Annotated in this window: 12 protein-coding genes and 3 tRNA genes; 3 read left to right on the forward strand and 12 right to left on the reverse strand. The window is 62.2% G+C overall.

The genetic code is table 11. The features are described 5' to 3' along the window. Positions 1-27: 27 nt before the first annotated feature. Positions 28-294: an OadG family protein gene (locus AOG28_RS11435; protein WP_054556499.1), complete on the reverse strand. Its 267-nt coding sequence runs from the start codon at positions 292-294 to the stop codon at positions 28-30. Between the two features lie 256 nt (positions 295-550). Here AOG28_RS11435 and AOG28_RS11440 point away from each other — a divergent pair, with 256 nt between their 5' ends. After that, on the forward strand, positions 551-1,609 hold the full coding sequence (locus AOG28_RS11440) for a tRNA dihydrouridine synthase (RefSeq protein WP_082388733.1): 1,059 nt from the start codon (positions 551-553) through the stop codon (positions 1,607-1,609). 333 nt (positions 1,610-1,942) lie between these two features. On the opposite strand, the gene AOG28_RS11445 is transcribed toward AOG28_RS11440, so the two are convergent. The 9 genes from AOG28_RS11445 to AOG28_RS11485 form a co-directional block, all read right to left on the reverse strand. After that, a tRNA-Arg gene (locus AOG28_RS11445) sits at positions 1,943-2,019 on the reverse strand. Between the two features lie 96 nt (positions 2,020-2,115). Beyond that, positions 2,116-2,192 (reverse strand) — tRNA-Arg (locus AOG28_RS11450). A 22-nt stretch (positions 2,193-2,214) separates the two neighbouring features. Then, positions 2,215-2,307: transfer RNA gene (locus AOG28_RS11455), tRNA-Ser, on the reverse strand. Positions 2,308-2,770: 463 nt separating this feature from the next. Continuing rightward, the gene (gene csrA / locus AOG28_RS11460) at positions 2,771-2,962 is read right to left on the reverse strand and encodes a carbon storage regulator CsrA (protein WP_043332937.1); all 192 of its coding nucleotides are present in this window, start codon (positions 2,960-2,962) and stop codon (positions 2,771-2,773) included. Between the two features lie 358 nt (positions 2,963-3,320). Continuing rightward, a complete protein-coding gene (locus tag AOG28_RS11465) occupies positions 3,321-4,568 on the reverse strand; it encodes an aspartate kinase (protein ID WP_043332939.1) in 1,248 nt (415 codons plus the stop codon). Between the two features lie 109 nt (positions 4,569-4,677). Beyond that, a complete protein-coding gene (gene alaS / locus AOG28_RS11470; protein WP_054556500.1) occupies positions 4,678-7,281 on the reverse strand; it encodes an alanine--tRNA ligase in 2,604 nt (867 codons plus the stop codon). 242 nt (positions 7,282-7,523) lie between these two features. Beyond that, positions 7,524-8,168 (reverse strand): regulatory protein RecX, encoded by a 645-nt coding sequence (locus AOG28_RS11475; RefSeq protein WP_054556501.1) that lies wholly within the window; start codon positions 8,166-8,168, stop codon positions 7,524-7,526. A gap of 172 nt (positions 8,169-8,340) precedes the next feature. Then, entirely contained in the window at positions 8,341-9,408 is a 1,068-nt protein-coding gene (gene recA / locus AOG28_RS11480; RefSeq protein WP_043332943.1) for a recombinase RecA, read from the reverse strand. A gap of 215 nt (positions 9,409-9,623) precedes the next feature. Further along, entirely contained in the window at positions 9,624-10,160 is a 537-nt protein-coding gene (locus AOG28_RS11485) for a CinA family protein (protein WP_438265457.1), read from the reverse strand. 166 nt (positions 10,161-10,326) lie between these two features. Between AOG28_RS11485 and mutS the strand changes: the two genes are divergently transcribed. Then, the gene (gene mutS, locus AOG28_RS11490; RefSeq protein WP_054556557.1) at positions 10,327-12,906 is read left to right on the forward strand and encodes a DNA mismatch repair protein MutS; all 2,580 of its coding nucleotides are present in this window, start codon (positions 10,327-10,329) and stop codon (positions 12,904-12,906) included. A gap of 259 nt (positions 12,907-13,165) precedes the next feature. Next, a complete protein-coding gene (fdxA, locus tag AOG28_RS11495) occupies positions 13,166-13,489 on the forward strand; it encodes a ferredoxin FdxA (RefSeq protein WP_043333067.1) in 324 nt (107 codons plus the stop codon). A 1,275-nt stretch (positions 13,490-14,764) separates the two neighbouring features. Here the strand turns inward: fdxA and eno are convergent. Then, positions 14,765-16,054, reverse strand: a complete 1,290-nt coding sequence (eno, locus tag AOG28_RS11500; protein ID WP_043332946.1) for a phosphopyruvate hydratase — start codon at positions 16,052-16,054, stop codon at positions 14,765-14,767. Positions 16,055-16,156: 102 nt separating this feature from the next. Beyond that, entirely contained in the window at positions 16,157-17,008 is an 852-nt protein-coding gene (gene kdsA, locus AOG28_RS11505; RefSeq protein WP_054556558.1) for a 3-deoxy-8-phosphooctulonate synthase, read from the reverse strand. Positions 17,009-17,011 lie beyond the last annotated feature (3 nt).

A 17,011-nucleotide genomic window follows, 5' to 3' on the forward strand; every position in this document is an offset into this window, starting at 1 on the left:
GACGCTATCGGCGAAGCCGCGAAAGCGTCAGTGCCTGTGCTGGTCCTGCCGGAAGCGGTGAATCGCTGCGGCCATGACGGCCGTCAGTTCGCTGTCGTCCTCTGCCGCAGGTGCCGGGGCAACCGGCGCCCGCGCAGCACCTGGCGCAGCGGGCACTGGTGCAGGCGCGAAGCGATCCACCAGCCTGGCCATCGCCATCATGGCGACCACCAGCAGACTTAGAAACACGAACACGAACCCCATCCCGAACACCATCAGGTTCAAGCCTTCACCGAGCAGATCATTCTCTTGCATGCCAGTGTCCTCGAGTCTTTCTCGTTATCGAGCCGCACTACGGCGCAGCGCCTGCGCTGAACGCCAATGTCTTCGGTCACGCCGGACACGGCACGACGGATAGGCTCCGCCGCCGATAGCCTCTGTCGGTATGCCCATGCAGCTGCATTCAATGCTTGTTGGTCGCTCTAAAGTGCCTGATTCCACGGCAATTGCAATGACACCATCGTTGACCCCACAGGCCCTCGCGCGGGCCGGCCGCATCGGCATCGCGCCGATGGAAGGCGTGATAGATGACATCACGCGCGAATGTCTCACTGGCCTTGGCGGCTACGACTGGTGCGTGACGGAATTCGTGCGCGTGACCCACGTCAAGTTACCGCCGCGCGTCTTCAAGCGCATCTGTCCGGAGCTGCTCGACGCCTCCCCGACACAGACGGCCCGTACACGACACGAGACCCCGGTCGCCCTGCAGCTGCTGGGAGCCGACCCCGAGGCACTGGGCATCAATGCCCGCGTCGCCGCGCGTCTGGGTGCGCCAAGCGTCGATATCAATTTCGGCTGCCCGGCCAAGACCGTCAACCGACATGATGGTGGCGCGGCGCTGCTGCGCTCGCCGGAACGCGTCTTCCGCGCGGTGGAAGGCGTGCGCAAGGCACTCGAGGGCACGGGCGTACCGGTCACCGCCAAGATTCGTCTCGGCTTCAATGATCGGCGCCTGGCGCTGGCCTGCGCCCAGGCAGCCGAGGCAGGCGGCGCGACTCAGCTGGTGGTACATGGGCGTACCAAACAGGAAGGCTATCGCCCGCCGGCGCACTGGGAATGGATCGGCAAGATCACCTCCGAGCTCTCCATTCCGGTGGTCGCCAATGGCGATATCTGGGATATGCACTGCTACTGGCGGGCGCGCTCCCTGTCCGGCTGTCGCGATGTCATGCTGGGGCGTGCCGCCTTGGCTGACCCCTTCCTGGCGGCGCGCATCAAGCATTGGCAGGCGACCGGCGAGCTGCTGCCCGAGACGGACTGGACACAGCGTGCGCAGGTGCTGCTCTCCCACGCCGAACGCTGCGCTCACCTCCCCGACAAGGTGATGGTGCCGCTGCTCAAGCAGTGGATGAACATGATGCGCCAGAGCGGCAACGCGGAAGCCGAAAGCCGTTTCCAGGCCATCAAGCGCCACAAGGGGCGTGCCGAGTTCTTCACCGGCCTGGTGGCCGGCACTGCGCTGGAGCTGGCGCCGAGTCTTCTGACGTCGGTGACTCGTATGCCGGAACCGGCTCAGGCACCAGAATCGCCTCAGACATCGGAAACGGAAGCCGCGACCACCCCGGCCTGAGCCTGAACCGGAACATCAGCACCGGCCAACACCCGATCCGGTCGCGGCCTCGATCAGTGAACCAAAAAAAGGGCGCCCCTCGCGAAAAGGGCGCCCTGGCGATCGTCCGCCCGAAGGCGTGACATCACAGTCAAGGAAAGCGGTAGAACACTCAGATCGTCAGCAATGTGGGGATCGGGGCCGTGCAGGCGGCGATCTCTCGGCGCTGACCTTACCTCAGAGCCTTGCTTCAGAACCTTGTTTCAGAACCTGGCCTCAAAGCCTAGCTTCTTTCATTGCCTGACTTTTCTTCAGACGAAGAAAAACCCGCTTCAGTGAAGCGGGTTTTTCAATTGGCGCGCCCTGGAGGATTCGAACCTCCGACCGCCTGATTCGTAGTCAGGTACTCTATCCAGCTGAGCTAAGGGCGCATAAACCTTGAAATCTGTGGCCTGAGCATTTCAAATGACTTCAGGACTTTATCGTGCGAGTACTGCGTCTTTCCAACTTCACGTCTTGCGTTGCAGTGGCGCGCCCTGGAGGATTCGAACCTCCGACCGCCTGATTCGTAGTCAGGTACTCTATCCAGCTGAGCTAAGGGCGCATCTTACTGCATTTGTACCTAATGGCGGAGAGAGAGGGATTCGAACCCTCGATAGGGCTATAAACCCTATACTCCCTTAGCAGGGGAGCGCCTTCAGCCACTCGGCCACCTCTCCTCATCAGGTACGGCGCATATCTTACTCATTTGATTGGGCTTTGTCCAGCCCCTGTGTCGATTTTTTGGCTTCGATGCTGAACATCTCATCACCACTCGACAACAGGCTCGAGGCTGCGCGCCCCCAAGCAATCTCCCCGCATGAACCAGAACATGACGATGGCTAGCCTGTCGTCGCGTCTCGTTCGAGGGAGCGAGCATATTACCGAACCAGAATCGGCTTGTCTCCCCCTTTTTGAGAAAAAAGCCAAATTTTTCCCTTACGGAACACAGACTTGAACAAGCCGCCCTCTCATCACCCCGCATGAGCCGCTGCTCATGGAGGTAAGTACGCCGTTGTTCATGAGCTAGGCGGGCCGCCCTCGCCTGCTCCAGGCCCACACACGCGAACGCCAGCCATGGGGACAATGGCTGGCGTTTATCGGGTCGTGCAGGGTCGTGCGACGTGCAGGCGCAGCATGCCGTCAGGCGATGGCATCGCCATTGTCTTCTTTCTCACGCTGGATGCGCTGATAGATCTCTTCTCGATGGACGGCAACGTCCTTGGGCGCGTTCACACCGATACGCACCTGATTACCTTTCACTCCGAGAACGGTGACAGTGATGTCGTCTCCGATCATCAGAGTTTCACCCACTCTACGGGTCAGGATGAGCATGACTGATCTCCTTGTCAGAAATTCAAAACAGCTGGGACTTCAACGGGATGTGGAGGCGGCGATCGACCGGGACAAGTCGACCACCCTGATGCATGAAGCTCGAATTATGCGCTATGCATGCTCCGACGGCCAATGCCATACCTTCATCACACCCGATAGACACGTTGAATGAAAGCGCCCGATGCACAGACTGACATTCATAAGAATGACAGAAAATGCATCGGGCGCTATCGACTTCACGTGCCGCACGTCCGCCAGACCAATATCCCCGGCCTGGGCACCGGCGCTTCACGACTTGGGCAAGTCATTGATTGTCGGTGTCTTTACGACTTCCTTGCTGCACGCTCCGTGGTGAGACTCAGGCAGTCTCGTCGCTGATCGCTTCTGCATCCAGCCCGAAAGCGGTGTGCAGGGAGCGAACCGCCAGCTCCATGAATTTCTCGTCGATCAGGACGGAAATCTTGATCTCTGAAGTGGAGACCATGCGGATATTGATGCCTTCTTCCGCCAGTACGCGGAACATCTTGGAGGCGACACCGGCGTGAGAACGCATGCCGACACCGACCAGCGAGACCTTGGCGATGTTGTCATCACCGCGCATCTCACCACCACCGACGGACGGAATCACCGTCTCGGTCAGGATGCGCTGGGTCGCCTTGAAGTCGGTCTTGGCGACGGTGAAGGAGAAGTCAGTGGTATTGCCGTCCGGAGAGACGTTCTGGACGATCATGTCGATTTCGATGTTGGAATCGGCGATCGGGCCCAGAATCTTGGAAGCGACACCCGGGATATCCGGCGTGTTGAGCAGAGTCAGCTTGGCTTCGTTGACATTGAAGGCGATGCCGGAGATCAGCGGTTCTTCCATGTTGTCTTCTTCCTCAGCGACGATCAGGGTACCCGGGCCATCCTCGAAGGAAGACAGCACACGCAGGGGAACATTGTACTTGCCGGCGAATTCCACCGAACGGATCTGCAGGATCTTGGAGCCCAGGCTCGCCATTTCCAGCATTTCCTCGACGGTCACCGTTTCCAGACGACGTGCCTTGGAGCACACGCGCGGGTCAGTGGTATAGACACCATCGACATCGGTGTAGATCTGGCACTCATCCGCCTTCAGTGCGGCGGCCAGGGCGACACCGGTGGTGTCAGAGCCACCACGACCCAGCGTCGTGATATTGCCCTCTTCATCGACACCCTGGAAGCCTGCCACCACGACCACCTTGCCATCGTCGAGGTCTTCACGCAGGTCATCGGTATCGATGTGCTGGATACGCGCCTTGGTGTGCGCGCTATCGGTGCGGATTCCCACCTGCGCCCCTGTGTAGGAGGTCGCGTCGACGCCGATCTTCTGCAGCGCCATGGCCAGCAGGGAAATGGTGACCTGCTCGCCAGTGGAGACCAGCATGTCCATCTCGCGCGGTGTCGGGTCATCATTGATCTCGCTGGCGAGACCGATCAGTCGGTTGGTCTCGCCACTCATGGCAGAGACGACCACGACAATCTGATGGCCTTCATCGCGGAATCGCTTGACCTTCTCGGCGACGGCCTTGATCCGCTCCACCGAGCCGACCGAAGTGCCTCCGAACTTCTGAACGTATAGCGCCATGTGCGTTTCCGTTATCCGTGTCCGTTTGCGTTGTCCCCACATGAAGCTCATGTGAGCCCAAAAAGAGGCCGGGTCTCCCCAAGAGGAGCCCGGCCTTCATCTTGTACTGTCAGCCCAGCTGGGCGTCTACCCATGATGGCACACCGGCCAGTGCGCCCGGAAGCGAGGCGGCGTCACTGCCACCGGCCTGGGCCATGTCAGCACGACCACCACCCTTGCCACCGACCTGCTCAGCCACGTGACGCACCAGGTCACCCGCCTTGACGCGCGAGGTCAGGTCGTCGGTGACACCGGCGATCAGGCTGACCTTGTCACCGTCCGCGACGCCGAGCACCAGGATGCCGGAGCCGAGCTTGGACTTGAGGTCATCCATCAGGCCGCGCAGCTCCTTGCCGGAGACGCCTTCGACCTGCTTGGCCAGCACCTTGATGCCCTGGACATTCGCGATGTCGCTGAGCATGTCGCTCGCCGAAGCGGACGCCAGCTTGGCCTTGAGGCGTTCAAGCTCCTTCTCGAGGCCGCGGTTGCGCTCCAGCAGGCTGCCGACACGCTCTTCGACCTGCTCCGGCTTGGCCTTGAGGCGCTCACCGAGGCGAGCCAGAGTCGCTTCCTGCGCGAGCAGGAAGTCACGCGCGGCGCGACCGGTAATGGCCTCGATACGACGCACGCCGGATGCGATGCCGGTCTCGGCGAGAATGTGCATCTGGCCGATGTCGCCGCTGCGCTTGACGTGAGTTCCGCCGCACAGCTCGATGGAGAAGGCATCCTGACCGATGGTCAGCACGCGGACTTCCTCACCATACTTGGCATCGAAGAGTGCCGCTGCGCCGCGCGCCTTGGCCTCATCGAGGCTCATGAATTCAATGGTGGTCTCGGCGTTGGCCAGGATCTGCGCGTTGACGATGCGCTCGACCTCGGACAGCTGCTCGGCCGTCATCGCCTCAAAGTGACTGAAGTCGAAGCGCAGACGCTCGGCCGTGACCAGCGAGCCCTTCTGCTGAACGTGCTCGCCCAGCACCAGACGCAGCGCTTCGTGCAGCAGATGCGTGGCGGAGTGGTTGCGCACGGAAGCCGCGCGCAGCTCGGCATCGACCTGCGGACGCACCTTGTCACCGACCTTGAGAGCGCCTTCGATCAGCACACCGTGGTGCAGGTGATGGCCGGTCTGCTTCTGGGTATCGCTGACCTGGAAGCGGCCGCCATCCAGATGCAGATAACCGGTGTCACCGGCCTGGCCGCCTGACTCGCCGTAGAACGGGGTAGTATCGAGTACCACGATGCCCTTGGTGTCCACCTCGAGCTGCTCGACGGCATTGCCTTCGGCGTCGAACAGCGAGGTGACGGTGGCTTCCCCTTCCAGCTGGTCGTAACCGGTGAAGACGGTCTCGCCTTCCAGCACCAGGTTGGCGGAGTAGTCGCCGCCGAAGTTGCTGGCGGCGCGGGCGCGATCACGCTGTGCTTCCAGGGCCGCCTGGAAACCTGCCTCATCGAGGATCAGCTCGCGCTCGCGGCAGATGTCGGCGGTCAGGTCATACGGGAAGCCGTAGGTGTCGTAGAGCTTGAAGATGGTCTCGCCGTCGAGGGTATTGCCCTCGAGGCCAGCGATGGCTTCTTCCAGAAGCTTCATGCCATGTTCCAGCGTACGCGCGAACTGCTCTTCTTCCTTGAGCAGCACACGTTCGATCTGCTCGCGAGCGGCGCGCAGTTCCGGATAGGCATCGCCCATCTCGCTGTCGAGAGCCGCGACCAGCTTGTAGAAGAAGCTGCCACGCGCCCCCAGCTTGTGGCCGTGACGCACCGCGCGACGGATGATGCGACGCAGCACGTAGCCACGGCCTTCGTTGGACGGCAGCACGCCATCGGCGATCAGGAAGGCGCACGAGCGGATGTGGTCAGCCACCACGCGCAGTGATGGCGTGGCGATATTGTCGTGACCGATGATCTCGGCCGCGGCGGCCAGCAGATTCTGGAACAGGTCGATCTCGTAGTTGGAGTGCACGCCCTGCATCACGGCCGCGACACGCTCCAGGCCCATGCCGGTATCGATGGACGGCTTGGGCAGCGGGTGCAGCGTGCCCTCGGCGTCACGGTCGAACTGCATGAAGACCAGGTTCCAGATCTCGATGTAGCGATCGCCATCTTCATCCGGGCTGCCCGGCGGGCCACCGGCGACATCTTCGCCGTGGTCATAGAAGATCTCGGAGGACGGGCCGCACGGACCGGTGTCACCCATCTGCCAGAAGTTGTCCTCGTCGAGACGCGAGAAGCGGTTCTGGTCGATGCCGACCTCGTTGAACCAGATGTCACGGGCTTCGTCATCGCTGACGTGCACGGTGACCCACAGCTTCTCCTTCGGCAGGCCGAGTTCTTCGGTCAGAAACTTCCAGGCGAACTGGATGGCTTCGCGCTTGAAGTAGTCGCCGAAGCTGAAGTTGCCCAGCATCTCGAAGAAGGTGTGGTGACGGGCGGTATAGCCGACGTTGTCCAGGTCATTGTGCTTGCCACCGGCGCGCACGCAGCGCTGCGCGGAGGTTGCACGGCTGTAGCCACGCGGGTCACGACCCAGGAAGACATCCTTGAAGGGCACCATGCCGGCGTTGGTGAACAGCAGGGTCGGGTCGTTGTTCGGCACCAGGGAGCTGGTGGGAACGATGGTATGGCCCTGCTTCTCGAAATAGGTCAGGAAGGCGTTTCTGATTTCTGCGCTTTTCATAGAGGTTCCGTAGCGATGTGCGTAAAGACGCTCCGGGGGTCTTCTGCATGACTTCCGCATGGTTTCTGCATATTCATCCATGTGGGTATGCATGGAGGTGCAATGAAAAGCATGAAAGAAGGCGCCTGCCCCGTGCCGTCGCAAGACGACCTAGTATAACGCCTGTTCGCGCAAGCTAAAGGGGGGGAAATGTCTTGAAGCGCCGGTTTGCGCGTCATGAGAGCCAAACAGTCGCCCGCCAGCTAGCCTTCTTCGCCCTCATCACTCCAGGCGGACTCCATGGCATAGCGCAGCTGCTCATAGTCGAAGCCGCGCTGGAGCAGAAAGCGTTCGCGCCGTGCGCGCTCCTTGTGTCCCTCGCCGGGGCCGGTAAAGCGCCTGGCCAGCGTCTCGCGCGCCAGCTCGAAGAAATCCACCGCCTCGACATGACCGAAGGCATCCGGCGTCGGGTCACTGGCGGCACGCATCACGGCATTGAGCGTCTCGCTATCGATACCACGCTGGCGCAGCTCCTGCTGGATACGCCTCGGCCCCTGCCCGCGCAGTACTCGCGTCCGCAGGAAGCTGGCGGCAAAGCGCTCATCGGATTGCAGGCCCTCCTCGGCCATGCGCTCCAGCACCTCCTCGATCAGCAGCTCGACCTCATCGCGACTCAAGGCCGCCTGTGCGCCCTCCTCGCCCGCGGCTTGCCGCTCTGCCAACTCGTCATCGCTGACCGCACGCAGGTAGTCACGCTCCTTGAGATAGTCGTGCAGCTCGCGGCGGCTATGTTCGCGGCGCGCCAGACGCGCGATGGCATCATTGCGCGCACGCCGTTGCGGCGTCATCGCGCCTGAGTCGAGCGGTTGATACTCAGGCCCACCCATTTCAGCGCTGTCATCGTGCATGGTCATGCTCCCCGGGGTTGAGCAGAAGGACATCGATGGACGTGAACGCAAGGCGCCCGCCTCCGAGTCATCGGGGCGGGCGCCTTGGGATCATCGCACCGGGTCGGAAACGACACGGTGCGATGACGACAGCCTGGCGGCTGGCGCTCTTGCTCTTTCTTCTGGACGAACCTCAATCGAGATCGATATCCAGGTCGTCTTCACTCTCGGCGGCCGCGGTCTCTTTCGGCTCTTCCTTGGCTTCCGGTGCTGCCAGCAACTGGGCACGGATCTGGGTTTCAATCTCCTCCATGATGGCGGGATTGTCTTCCAGGTACTGGGCGGAATTGGCCTTGCCCTGACCGATCTTGCTGCCCTGATAGCTGTACCAGGCGCCAGACTTGCCGACCAGACCACACTGTACACCCAGGTCGATCACCTCACCGGCGTGATAGATACCCTTGCCGTAGAGAATCTGGAACTCGGCCTGACGGAACGGCGGCGCGACCTTGTTCTTGACGACCTTGACGCGGGTCTCGTTACCGGTGACTTCATCACCGGACTTCACGGAGCCGGTACGACGGATATCCAGACGCACACTGGAGTAGAACTTCAGTGCGTTACCGCCAGTCGTGGTTTCGGGGCTACCGAACATCACGCCGATCTTCATGCGGATCTGGTTGATGAACACCACCATGCAGTTGGCGTTCTTGATGTGACCGGTCACCTTGCGCAGCGCCTGGGACATCAGACGCGCCTGCAGGCCGACGTGGGAGTCGCCCATCTCGCCTTCGATCTCGGCACGCGGCGTCAGTGCCGCCACGGAGTCGACGATGATGACGTCAACACCGCCGGAACGTACCAGCATGTCGACGATCTCGAGCGCCTGCTCACCGGTGTCCGGCTGGGAGACCAGCATCTCGTCCAGATTGACGCCCAGCTTCTCGGCGTAGGACGGATCCAGTGCGTGCTCGGCATCGATGAAGGCACAGACCTTGCCCTGCTTCTGCGCCTGGGCGATGACCGAGAGGGTCAGTGTCGTCTTGCCCGAGGATTCCGGACCGTAGATCTCGACCACGCGCCCGAAGGGCAGGCCGCCGATGCCGAGTGCGATATCCAGCCCCAGAGAACCGGTGGAAACCGACGGGATGGCCACACGCGGGGCATCGCCCATGCGCATGACGGCGCCCTTGCCGAACTGGCGCTCGATCTGGGACAGCGCCGCGTTCAGCGCCTTGGTACGATTGTCGTCCTTTGCCATGTGGCCTCCTGTCGAACGGCGGAGCCACACGGGCTGCCACCTGGAATAGAGAATTCTGTCACTGAGAGCTGAGCAGACACCGTCAGACTAGCGGCTGAGGTGTCGTGGCAAAACCCTGTATACATGGACAGTATAATGCCGCAAGTTGCGTCACTCTGCCAGTCCGGTGATGCGCTTTTTCAGGCAGCACCCTCAACGCGGGGCTTGCATCGGCCTCACGCGTCTTCGGTGCCGATCTGCAAGGCCTCCACGCGCTCTATCAAGCCCTGCAGCGCTTCCCTCACCGCGGCGTCGCGCACGACCTGCCGGTCGCCGGGAAAGTGACAGCAGCGTGCCTGCTGCCGCGCCTCGCTCCCCCACGCCAGCCACACGGTGCCGACGGGCTTCTCGTCACTTCCCCCGCCGGGGCCGGCCACACCGCTGATCGCCACCCCCAGCTCAGCGCCGCTTTCGCGACAGGCGCCCCGCACCATCTCGCACACGACTGCCTCTGAGACGGCACCGAATGTTTCAAGCGATGCCTCACTGACCCCCAGCAGGCGCTGCTTGGTGGCATTGGAATAGGTCACGTAGCCCGCATCGAAATAGCTGGAGCTGCCGGCAATCGCCGTGATCGCGGCGCTCACCCCGCCCCCGGTGCACGACTCGGCGGTGGTGACACGCACGCCGCGCGCGACTGCCAGCGCCTGCAGCTGCTCAGCCAAGGCATTCGCGCACGCAGCCTCGGGGGTCGTACCAGTCAATTGGCTCACGAACTTTCTCCTTGTGGAGGTCATCGGGTGAAAAAGGCAGCGAGCAGGAGACATCACAGGCATTGGAGCCGGCCGCGCCAGTCCGTAGAATATCGCGCATCCCGCATGCCGTGCTCTCGCATGTGTGCTTTTTCCCATTGCAGTGCAGTCAAGGAAGTCCATGGCCATGGCCAAGAACAGCGCGCCCCAGATGACGCCGATGATGACGCAGTACATGAAGATCAAACGCGAGCACCCCGGCGTGCTGCTGTTCTATCGCATGGGCGACTTCTATGAACTGTTTCATGAGGACGCCAAGCGCGCAGCACAACTGCTCGACATCACGTTGACGGCGCGCGGCAGCTCCGGTGGCTCACCGATTCCCATGGCAGGGGTGCCCTATCACAGCGCCGAAGGCTATCTGGCACGCCTGGTCAAGATGGGCGAATCGGTAGCCATCTGTGAGCAGATCGGTGACCCGGCGACCAGCAAGGGGCCTGTCGAGCGCAAGGTCGTACGTATCGTCACACCGGGGACGCTGCACGATGAGGCGCTGCTGGATGCCAGCCGTGACAACCTGCTGGTGGCGCTGCACCGTGATGGCGAGACCTGGGGCCTGGCCGCTCTCGAGCTCTCCTCCGGTCGCTTCAGCGTGCTCGAGGTCAATGGTGATGATGAGCTGCTGGCCGAGATCCAGCGTCTGTCGCCTGCCGAAGTCATGGTCGGCGAAAGCCGTACCCTCCCTGCCAGCCTGTCCTCGCGTCCGGGCCTGACCCGCCAGAGCGATTGGCACTTCGATCACGAGACTGCCTTGCGCCTACTGTGCGATCAGTTCGGCGTCCAGGACCTCAACGGCTTCGGCTGCAGCCACCTGACGCGCGCCGTCACGGCAGCCGGCGCCTTGCTCGACTACGCTCGCGACACCCAGCGCACCGGCCTGCCCCACGTGACCGCGCTGGCCGTCGAGAGCCGCGATGACTCGGTGGTGATCGATGCCGCCAGCCGTCGCAACCTCGAGATCGATACCAACCTGGGCGGCACCAGCGACAACACGCTGGCCAGCGTGCTGGACGTCACCGCGACCGCGATGGGCTCACGCCTGCTCAAGCGCTGGCTCAACCGCCCGCTGCGCGATCAGCTCCAGATCGGCCAGCGTCAGGCGGCGGTGCAACGTCTGCTGGATGGCGACTATCCCTTCGAACTGCAAGGTCTGCTCAAGCGCATCGGCGATGTGGAGCGTATCCTCGCCCGTGTCGCGCTGCGCAGCGCACGCCCCCGCGACATGGCACGCCTGCGCGATGGCCTCAACACCCTGCCCGAGCTGCGCGCCGTGCTCGCCAGCGTCGAGAAAGGCAGCGCCATCGATGACCTGCGCGATGCCATCCGCCTGTTCCCGGCACTTTCCGCGATGCTCAGCGAGGCACTGGTCGAGAATCCGCCGGTGGTGCTGCGCGATGGTGGCGTGATCGCCGATGGCTACGATGATGAGCTGGACGAGTATCGCGGCCTGTCCGAGAACGCCGGCCAGTATCTGGTCGCACTCGAGACCCGCGAGCGCGAGCGCACCGGCCTGAGCAACCTCAAGGTCGGCTACAACCGCGTGCATGGCTACTTCATCGAGCTGCCGCGCTCGCAATCGGCCGAGGCCCCGCCGGAATACATCCGTCGCCAGACCCTCAAGAATGCCGAGCGCTTCATCATCCCCGAGCTCAAGGAGTTCGAGGACAAGGCGCTGTCCGCCAAGTCCAAGTCACTGGCGCGTGAAAAACTGCTGTATGAGCACCTGCTGGATGATCTGAATACCGAACTGGATGGCCTGCAGCAGACGGCCCGCGCGCTGGCATCACTGGATGTGCTGACCGCCTTCGCCGATCGCGCCGCCGCGCTCGATTTCGTGCGCCCCGAACTCAGCGAGACCCCGGGCATCGATATCGAAGGCGGCCGCCATCCGGTGGTCGAACATGTCAGCGATCATCCCTTCGTCCCCAACGATGTGCGCTTCGATGATGCGCGGCGCATGCTGGTGATCACCGGCCCCAACATGGGCGGTAAATCCACCTACATGCGCCAGACGGCACTGATCGCTCTGCTCGCGCATACCGGCAGCTTCGTGCCGGCGTCGCGCGCCTGCATCGGCCCGCTGGACCGCATCTTCACGCGCATCGGCTCATCGGATGACCTGGCCGGCGGACGCTCGACCTTCATGGTCGAGATGACCGAGACCGCCAGCATCCTGCACAACGCCACTGATGAGAGCCTGGTGTTGATGGATGAAATCGGCCGCGGCACCTCGACCTTCGATGGCCTGTCACTGGCATGGGCCAGCGCCGAGCATCTGGCGCGCACGCGTGCCTTCACCCTGTTCGCGACTCATTACTTCGAGATGACAGCGCTGCCCGAGCATGCCGATGCCGTCGCCAACGTGCACCTGACGGCCGCTGAGCACGGCGATGGCATCGTCTTCATGCACCGTGTCGAGGAAGGCCCTGCCAGCCAGAGCTATGGCCTGCAGGTGGCCCAGCTGGCCGGGGTGCCGCAGAGCGTCATCCTGCGGGCACGCGAGAAGCTGACCAGCCTGGAGCAGCAGGAAGTCGATCGTCCGCAGGTGGCGCGCGAGGATGCGCTGGGCCAGCCGGTACCGCAGCAGAATGACCTGTTTGCGGCACCGCCGCATCCGGTCGTCGAGGCCCTCAATGGTCTTGACCCGGATGACCTGAGCCCCAAGCGAGCGCTGGAGCTGATCTACGAATGGCACCGTCAGCGCTGAGCGCCGTCACACCGAGCCAGCGTTGGCGCGCCTGGCCCGAGAATGAGCGGCAAGGCTCGACAGCAACCTTCGGGCATAGCACCATTCCAAAACGATCCGCCCCTGCTGATTGCGGGGGCGGCAGAGCGCCACTAGAATAACGCCTTATAACATCTGCGCCGCTTATAACCTGAAGGCCATGATGTCGCCGAGACGACACATGGTGGGCGCCTGGACCACGACCTACGAGAGAGACGCCAATCCGCGTCAGGAGACCTGCATGGCATTCATCGTCACCGAGAACTGCATTCGCTGCAAATACACCGACTGCGTGGAAGTCTGCCCGGTGGATTGCTTCTACGAAGGCCCGAACTTCCTGGTGATCAACCCGGATGAGTGCATTGACTGCGCGCTGTGTGAGCCGGAATGCCCCGCCGAAGCCATCTTCTCCGAAGATGAAGTGCCGGAGAACCAGAAGGAATTCATCGAGCTGAATGCCGATCTGGCCGAAGTCTGGCCGAACATCAGCGAGAAGAAGGACGCCATGGAAGACGCCGAGAAGTGGGATGGTGTCGATGGCAAGCTTGAGTATCTGGAGCAGTAAACCCCTCAAGCAACCCGCATCTCACGTGGCAAGCGGCTTGCCCGCCCTGACCGGGCAAGCCCGGCTCTCACGACAGAAACGGCAGCGATTCCCCCGGGAGCCGCTGCCGTTTCGGTATCTGATGCCGGAAGCCGGTGCCTCAAGCTCATGCCAAGAGCTCATGCCAGGAGCTCATGCCAAGAGCTCAGCACCCTGACATCCGGACATAAAAAAGGGCGACCCCGTAAGGTCGCCCGCTCCAAGCGTGTCCCTGTCGATCCGTCCTGGATCGCACTCCTGAGTGCTGTCCCTGCCCTTCACGACGTCCTGTCATTCGGGGCGCACCGTCACGCGTGGCGGGCATTGCAGCACTGCTCGCGCAGCTGTCCCACCGCAATGCCCGTTAGTGCAGATATCTGCCTGTCCTGCTGTCCTGCCCATGCATTGCCCGGCGTCCTGCCTGTACCGCTCCCTGCCTGTGCAGCTGACAGCCTTACGACATTCCTTGTCCGACCATCCTTGTCGTGGCTTCCTGCCACTTGATGCTGCCGCTGTCTGCCCCATCATTCCTGACGCGGATGATGTCCCGTCATCCGTCACTTCCTGTGAAGGGCAAGCTTCCTGACTGCATATCAGAGCCTGGGGCTCTTCGACACTCCGTGTCGTTATCGTGCTTCCTGCCTGTGTGGCGCTTCCCATCGCCGACGGATCATCCTGATCCTGACACACTCCGGTGTCATGCCTGCCATCCTTACTTCCCTGGCATCTCTCGCCTGACTCCTTCAAGCGAAGATATGCAGCTCTCTGCTACCGACGTCCATGTCAGGTCCTTTTCCGCCAAGCGTCCTGCTCAGCGGGGCGAAACGTCCTGTCTCGCCATCAAGTCTTTTCTGATCATCCCGTTGGCATCCTGCCGAGACTGCGGTGTCCCGCCGCACCCTCACGTCCATGCAGCCATTCTGGGCAGCATTCGCCGGCGAGGCAACTAGCCAAACCGCTTAACCCGCTATACCTGAACAGGCCGTCAAAGAAAATATATTCAATAAAATCAAATAGATATTGAAGAACATACGTTCATATCCGCAGGCAACTCGCAGCCAGTGTCTCGATTGTCCTGCGGGATTTGTAAGAGATGGCTTACACGAAATCAATGCCTGAAAGCGGCCTGTTTCCTGCATCCCCCTCAAACGCACTCAATCATCGCCTGCAATGTACAACGGGGCCGTGCCAGAAGGCACGACCCCGTTGCAAGTTACCTCTGCGATGCTGGGCGCTGAGCCCTCACATCACAGGAGATTACTGACCCTTGATCTCTTTCAGGCCGTTGTAAGCCACATCACCCAGCTGCTGCTCGATCACCAGCAGACGGTTGTACTTGGCGACACGGTCAGAGCGGCACAGAGAGCCGGTCTTGATCTGGCCAGCACAGGTACCGACGGCGAGGTCGGCGATGGTGGTGTCTTCGGTCTCGCCACTGCGGTGGGAGATGACCGCGGTGAAGCCGGCGGCCTGCGCCATCTTGATCGCATCCAGGGTCTCGGACAGCGAGCCGATCTGGTTGAACTTGATCAGGATGGAGTTGCCGATGCCTTCATCGATACCACGGCTCAGGATGCGCGTGTTGGTGACGAAAAGATCGTCGCCGACCAGCTGCACCTTGTCGCCCAGCTCGTCGGTCAGCATCTTCCAGCCTTCCCAGTCGGACTCGTCCATGCCGTCTTCGATGGAGACGATCGGATATTCCGCGGCCAGGCCGGCCAGATAGTCGACGAAACCACGTGCGTCGAAGCTCTTGCCTTCGCCGGACAGGTTGTACTGACCGTCCTTGTAGAACTCGGAAGACGCGCAATCCAGCGCCAGGGTCACATCGGTGCCCAGGGTGTAGCCCGCATCGCTGACGGCCTGCTTGATGACGGCCAGTGCTTCGGAGTTGGACGCCAGGTTCGGTGCAAAGCCACCTTCATCGCCCACGGAGGTGCTCAGCTCGCGACCCTGCAGCACCTTCTTCAGCGCGTGGAAGATCTCGGCGCCGGTGCGCAGTGCTTCACGGAAGGTCGGCGCGCCGACCGGCTGGACCATGAACTCCTGGATGTCGACGTTGTTGTCGGCATGCTCACCGCCGTTGATGATGTTCATCATCGGCACCGGCATGGAGTACTGGCCCGGCTGACCGTAGAGCTCAGCGATGTGAGCGTAGAGCTCGATGCCCTTGGCCTGCGCTGCCGCCTTGGCAGCCGCCAGAGAGACGGCAAGAATCGCGTTGGCACCCAGCGATTCCTTGTTCTCGGTACCGTCCAGCGCCAGCATGGCATCGTCCAGCGCGCGCTGGTCGAGTGCATCCATGCCCACGAGGCGCTCGCGGATCGCGCCATTGACGGCTTCGACTGCCTTCAGCACGCCCTTGCCCAGATAACGGCTCTTGTCGCCATCACGCAATTCCAGCGCTTCACGCGAACCGGTGGAGGCACCGGAAGGAGCGCAGGCACTGGCGCGTTGGCCACCTTCCAGCACGACCTCGGCCTGTACGGTCGGGTTACCACGGGAATCGAGCACCTCAAGGGCGCGGATTTCGACGATATTGGCCATCTTGTGTCGTCCTCTACACGGGGGATTGAAACACCACGACGGGCATCTTGCCCATAGTGCAAAAAGGCCGCTCACACAGGGGTGAACGGCCAGTAGTCCTGCTCAACGAATGTCCAGCGGCGCGAAGCCCTTGACCAGCGCATCCAGCGATTGCAGCTGGCGCAGGAAGGGTTCGAGCTGGTCCAGCGGCAAGGCGCAGGGGCCGTCACACTTGGCGTTGTCCGGGTCCGGATGCGCTTCGAGGAACAGACCCGCCAGCCCCAATGCGACACCGGAGCGTGCCAGATCAAAGACCTGCTCACGACGCCCGCCAGCGGAATCGGCTCGCCCGCCCGGGCGCTGCAGCGAGTGGGTGACATCGAACAATACCGGCAGGCCGCTATCCTTCATCTCGGCCATGCCGAGCATGTCGACCACCAGGTTGTTGTAACCGAAGCTGGAGCCACGCTCGCACAGCAGAATCCGGTCATTGCCCGCTTCACCGCACTTGGCGACGATATGGCGCATCTCGTGCGGCGCAAGGAACTGCGGCTTCTTGACGTTGATGACGGCGCCGGTGCGCGCCATGGCCACGACCAGGTCCGTCTGCCGCGCCAGGAAGGCCGGCAGCTGGATGACATCGGCCACTTCCGCCACGGCTGCCGCCTGATGCGGCTCATGCACGTCCGTGATGATCGGCACACCGAAGCGCGACTTGATCTCGGCCAGAATCTCGAGCCCCTTCTCCATCCCGGGACCGCGGTAGGAGTGCATGGAGCTGCGGTTGGCCTTGTCGAAGCTGGCCTTGAAGACGTAAGGCATGCCCAGGCGTGTCGTCACTTCGACATACTGCTCGGCGACTTCCAGCGCCAGCTCCCGCGATTCGAGCACGTTCATGCCACCGAAAAGCGTCATCGGACGATCGTTGGCGACTTGCAGACCCGCAAATTCGATCACGCGTTGTTCGTTGCTCATCTC

It is taken from the genome of Cobetia sp. UCD-24C (genome assembly GCF_001306765.1).
Taxonomy (GTDB): domain Bacteria; phylum Pseudomonadota; class Gammaproteobacteria; order Pseudomonadales; family Halomonadaceae; genus Cobetia; species Cobetia amphilecti.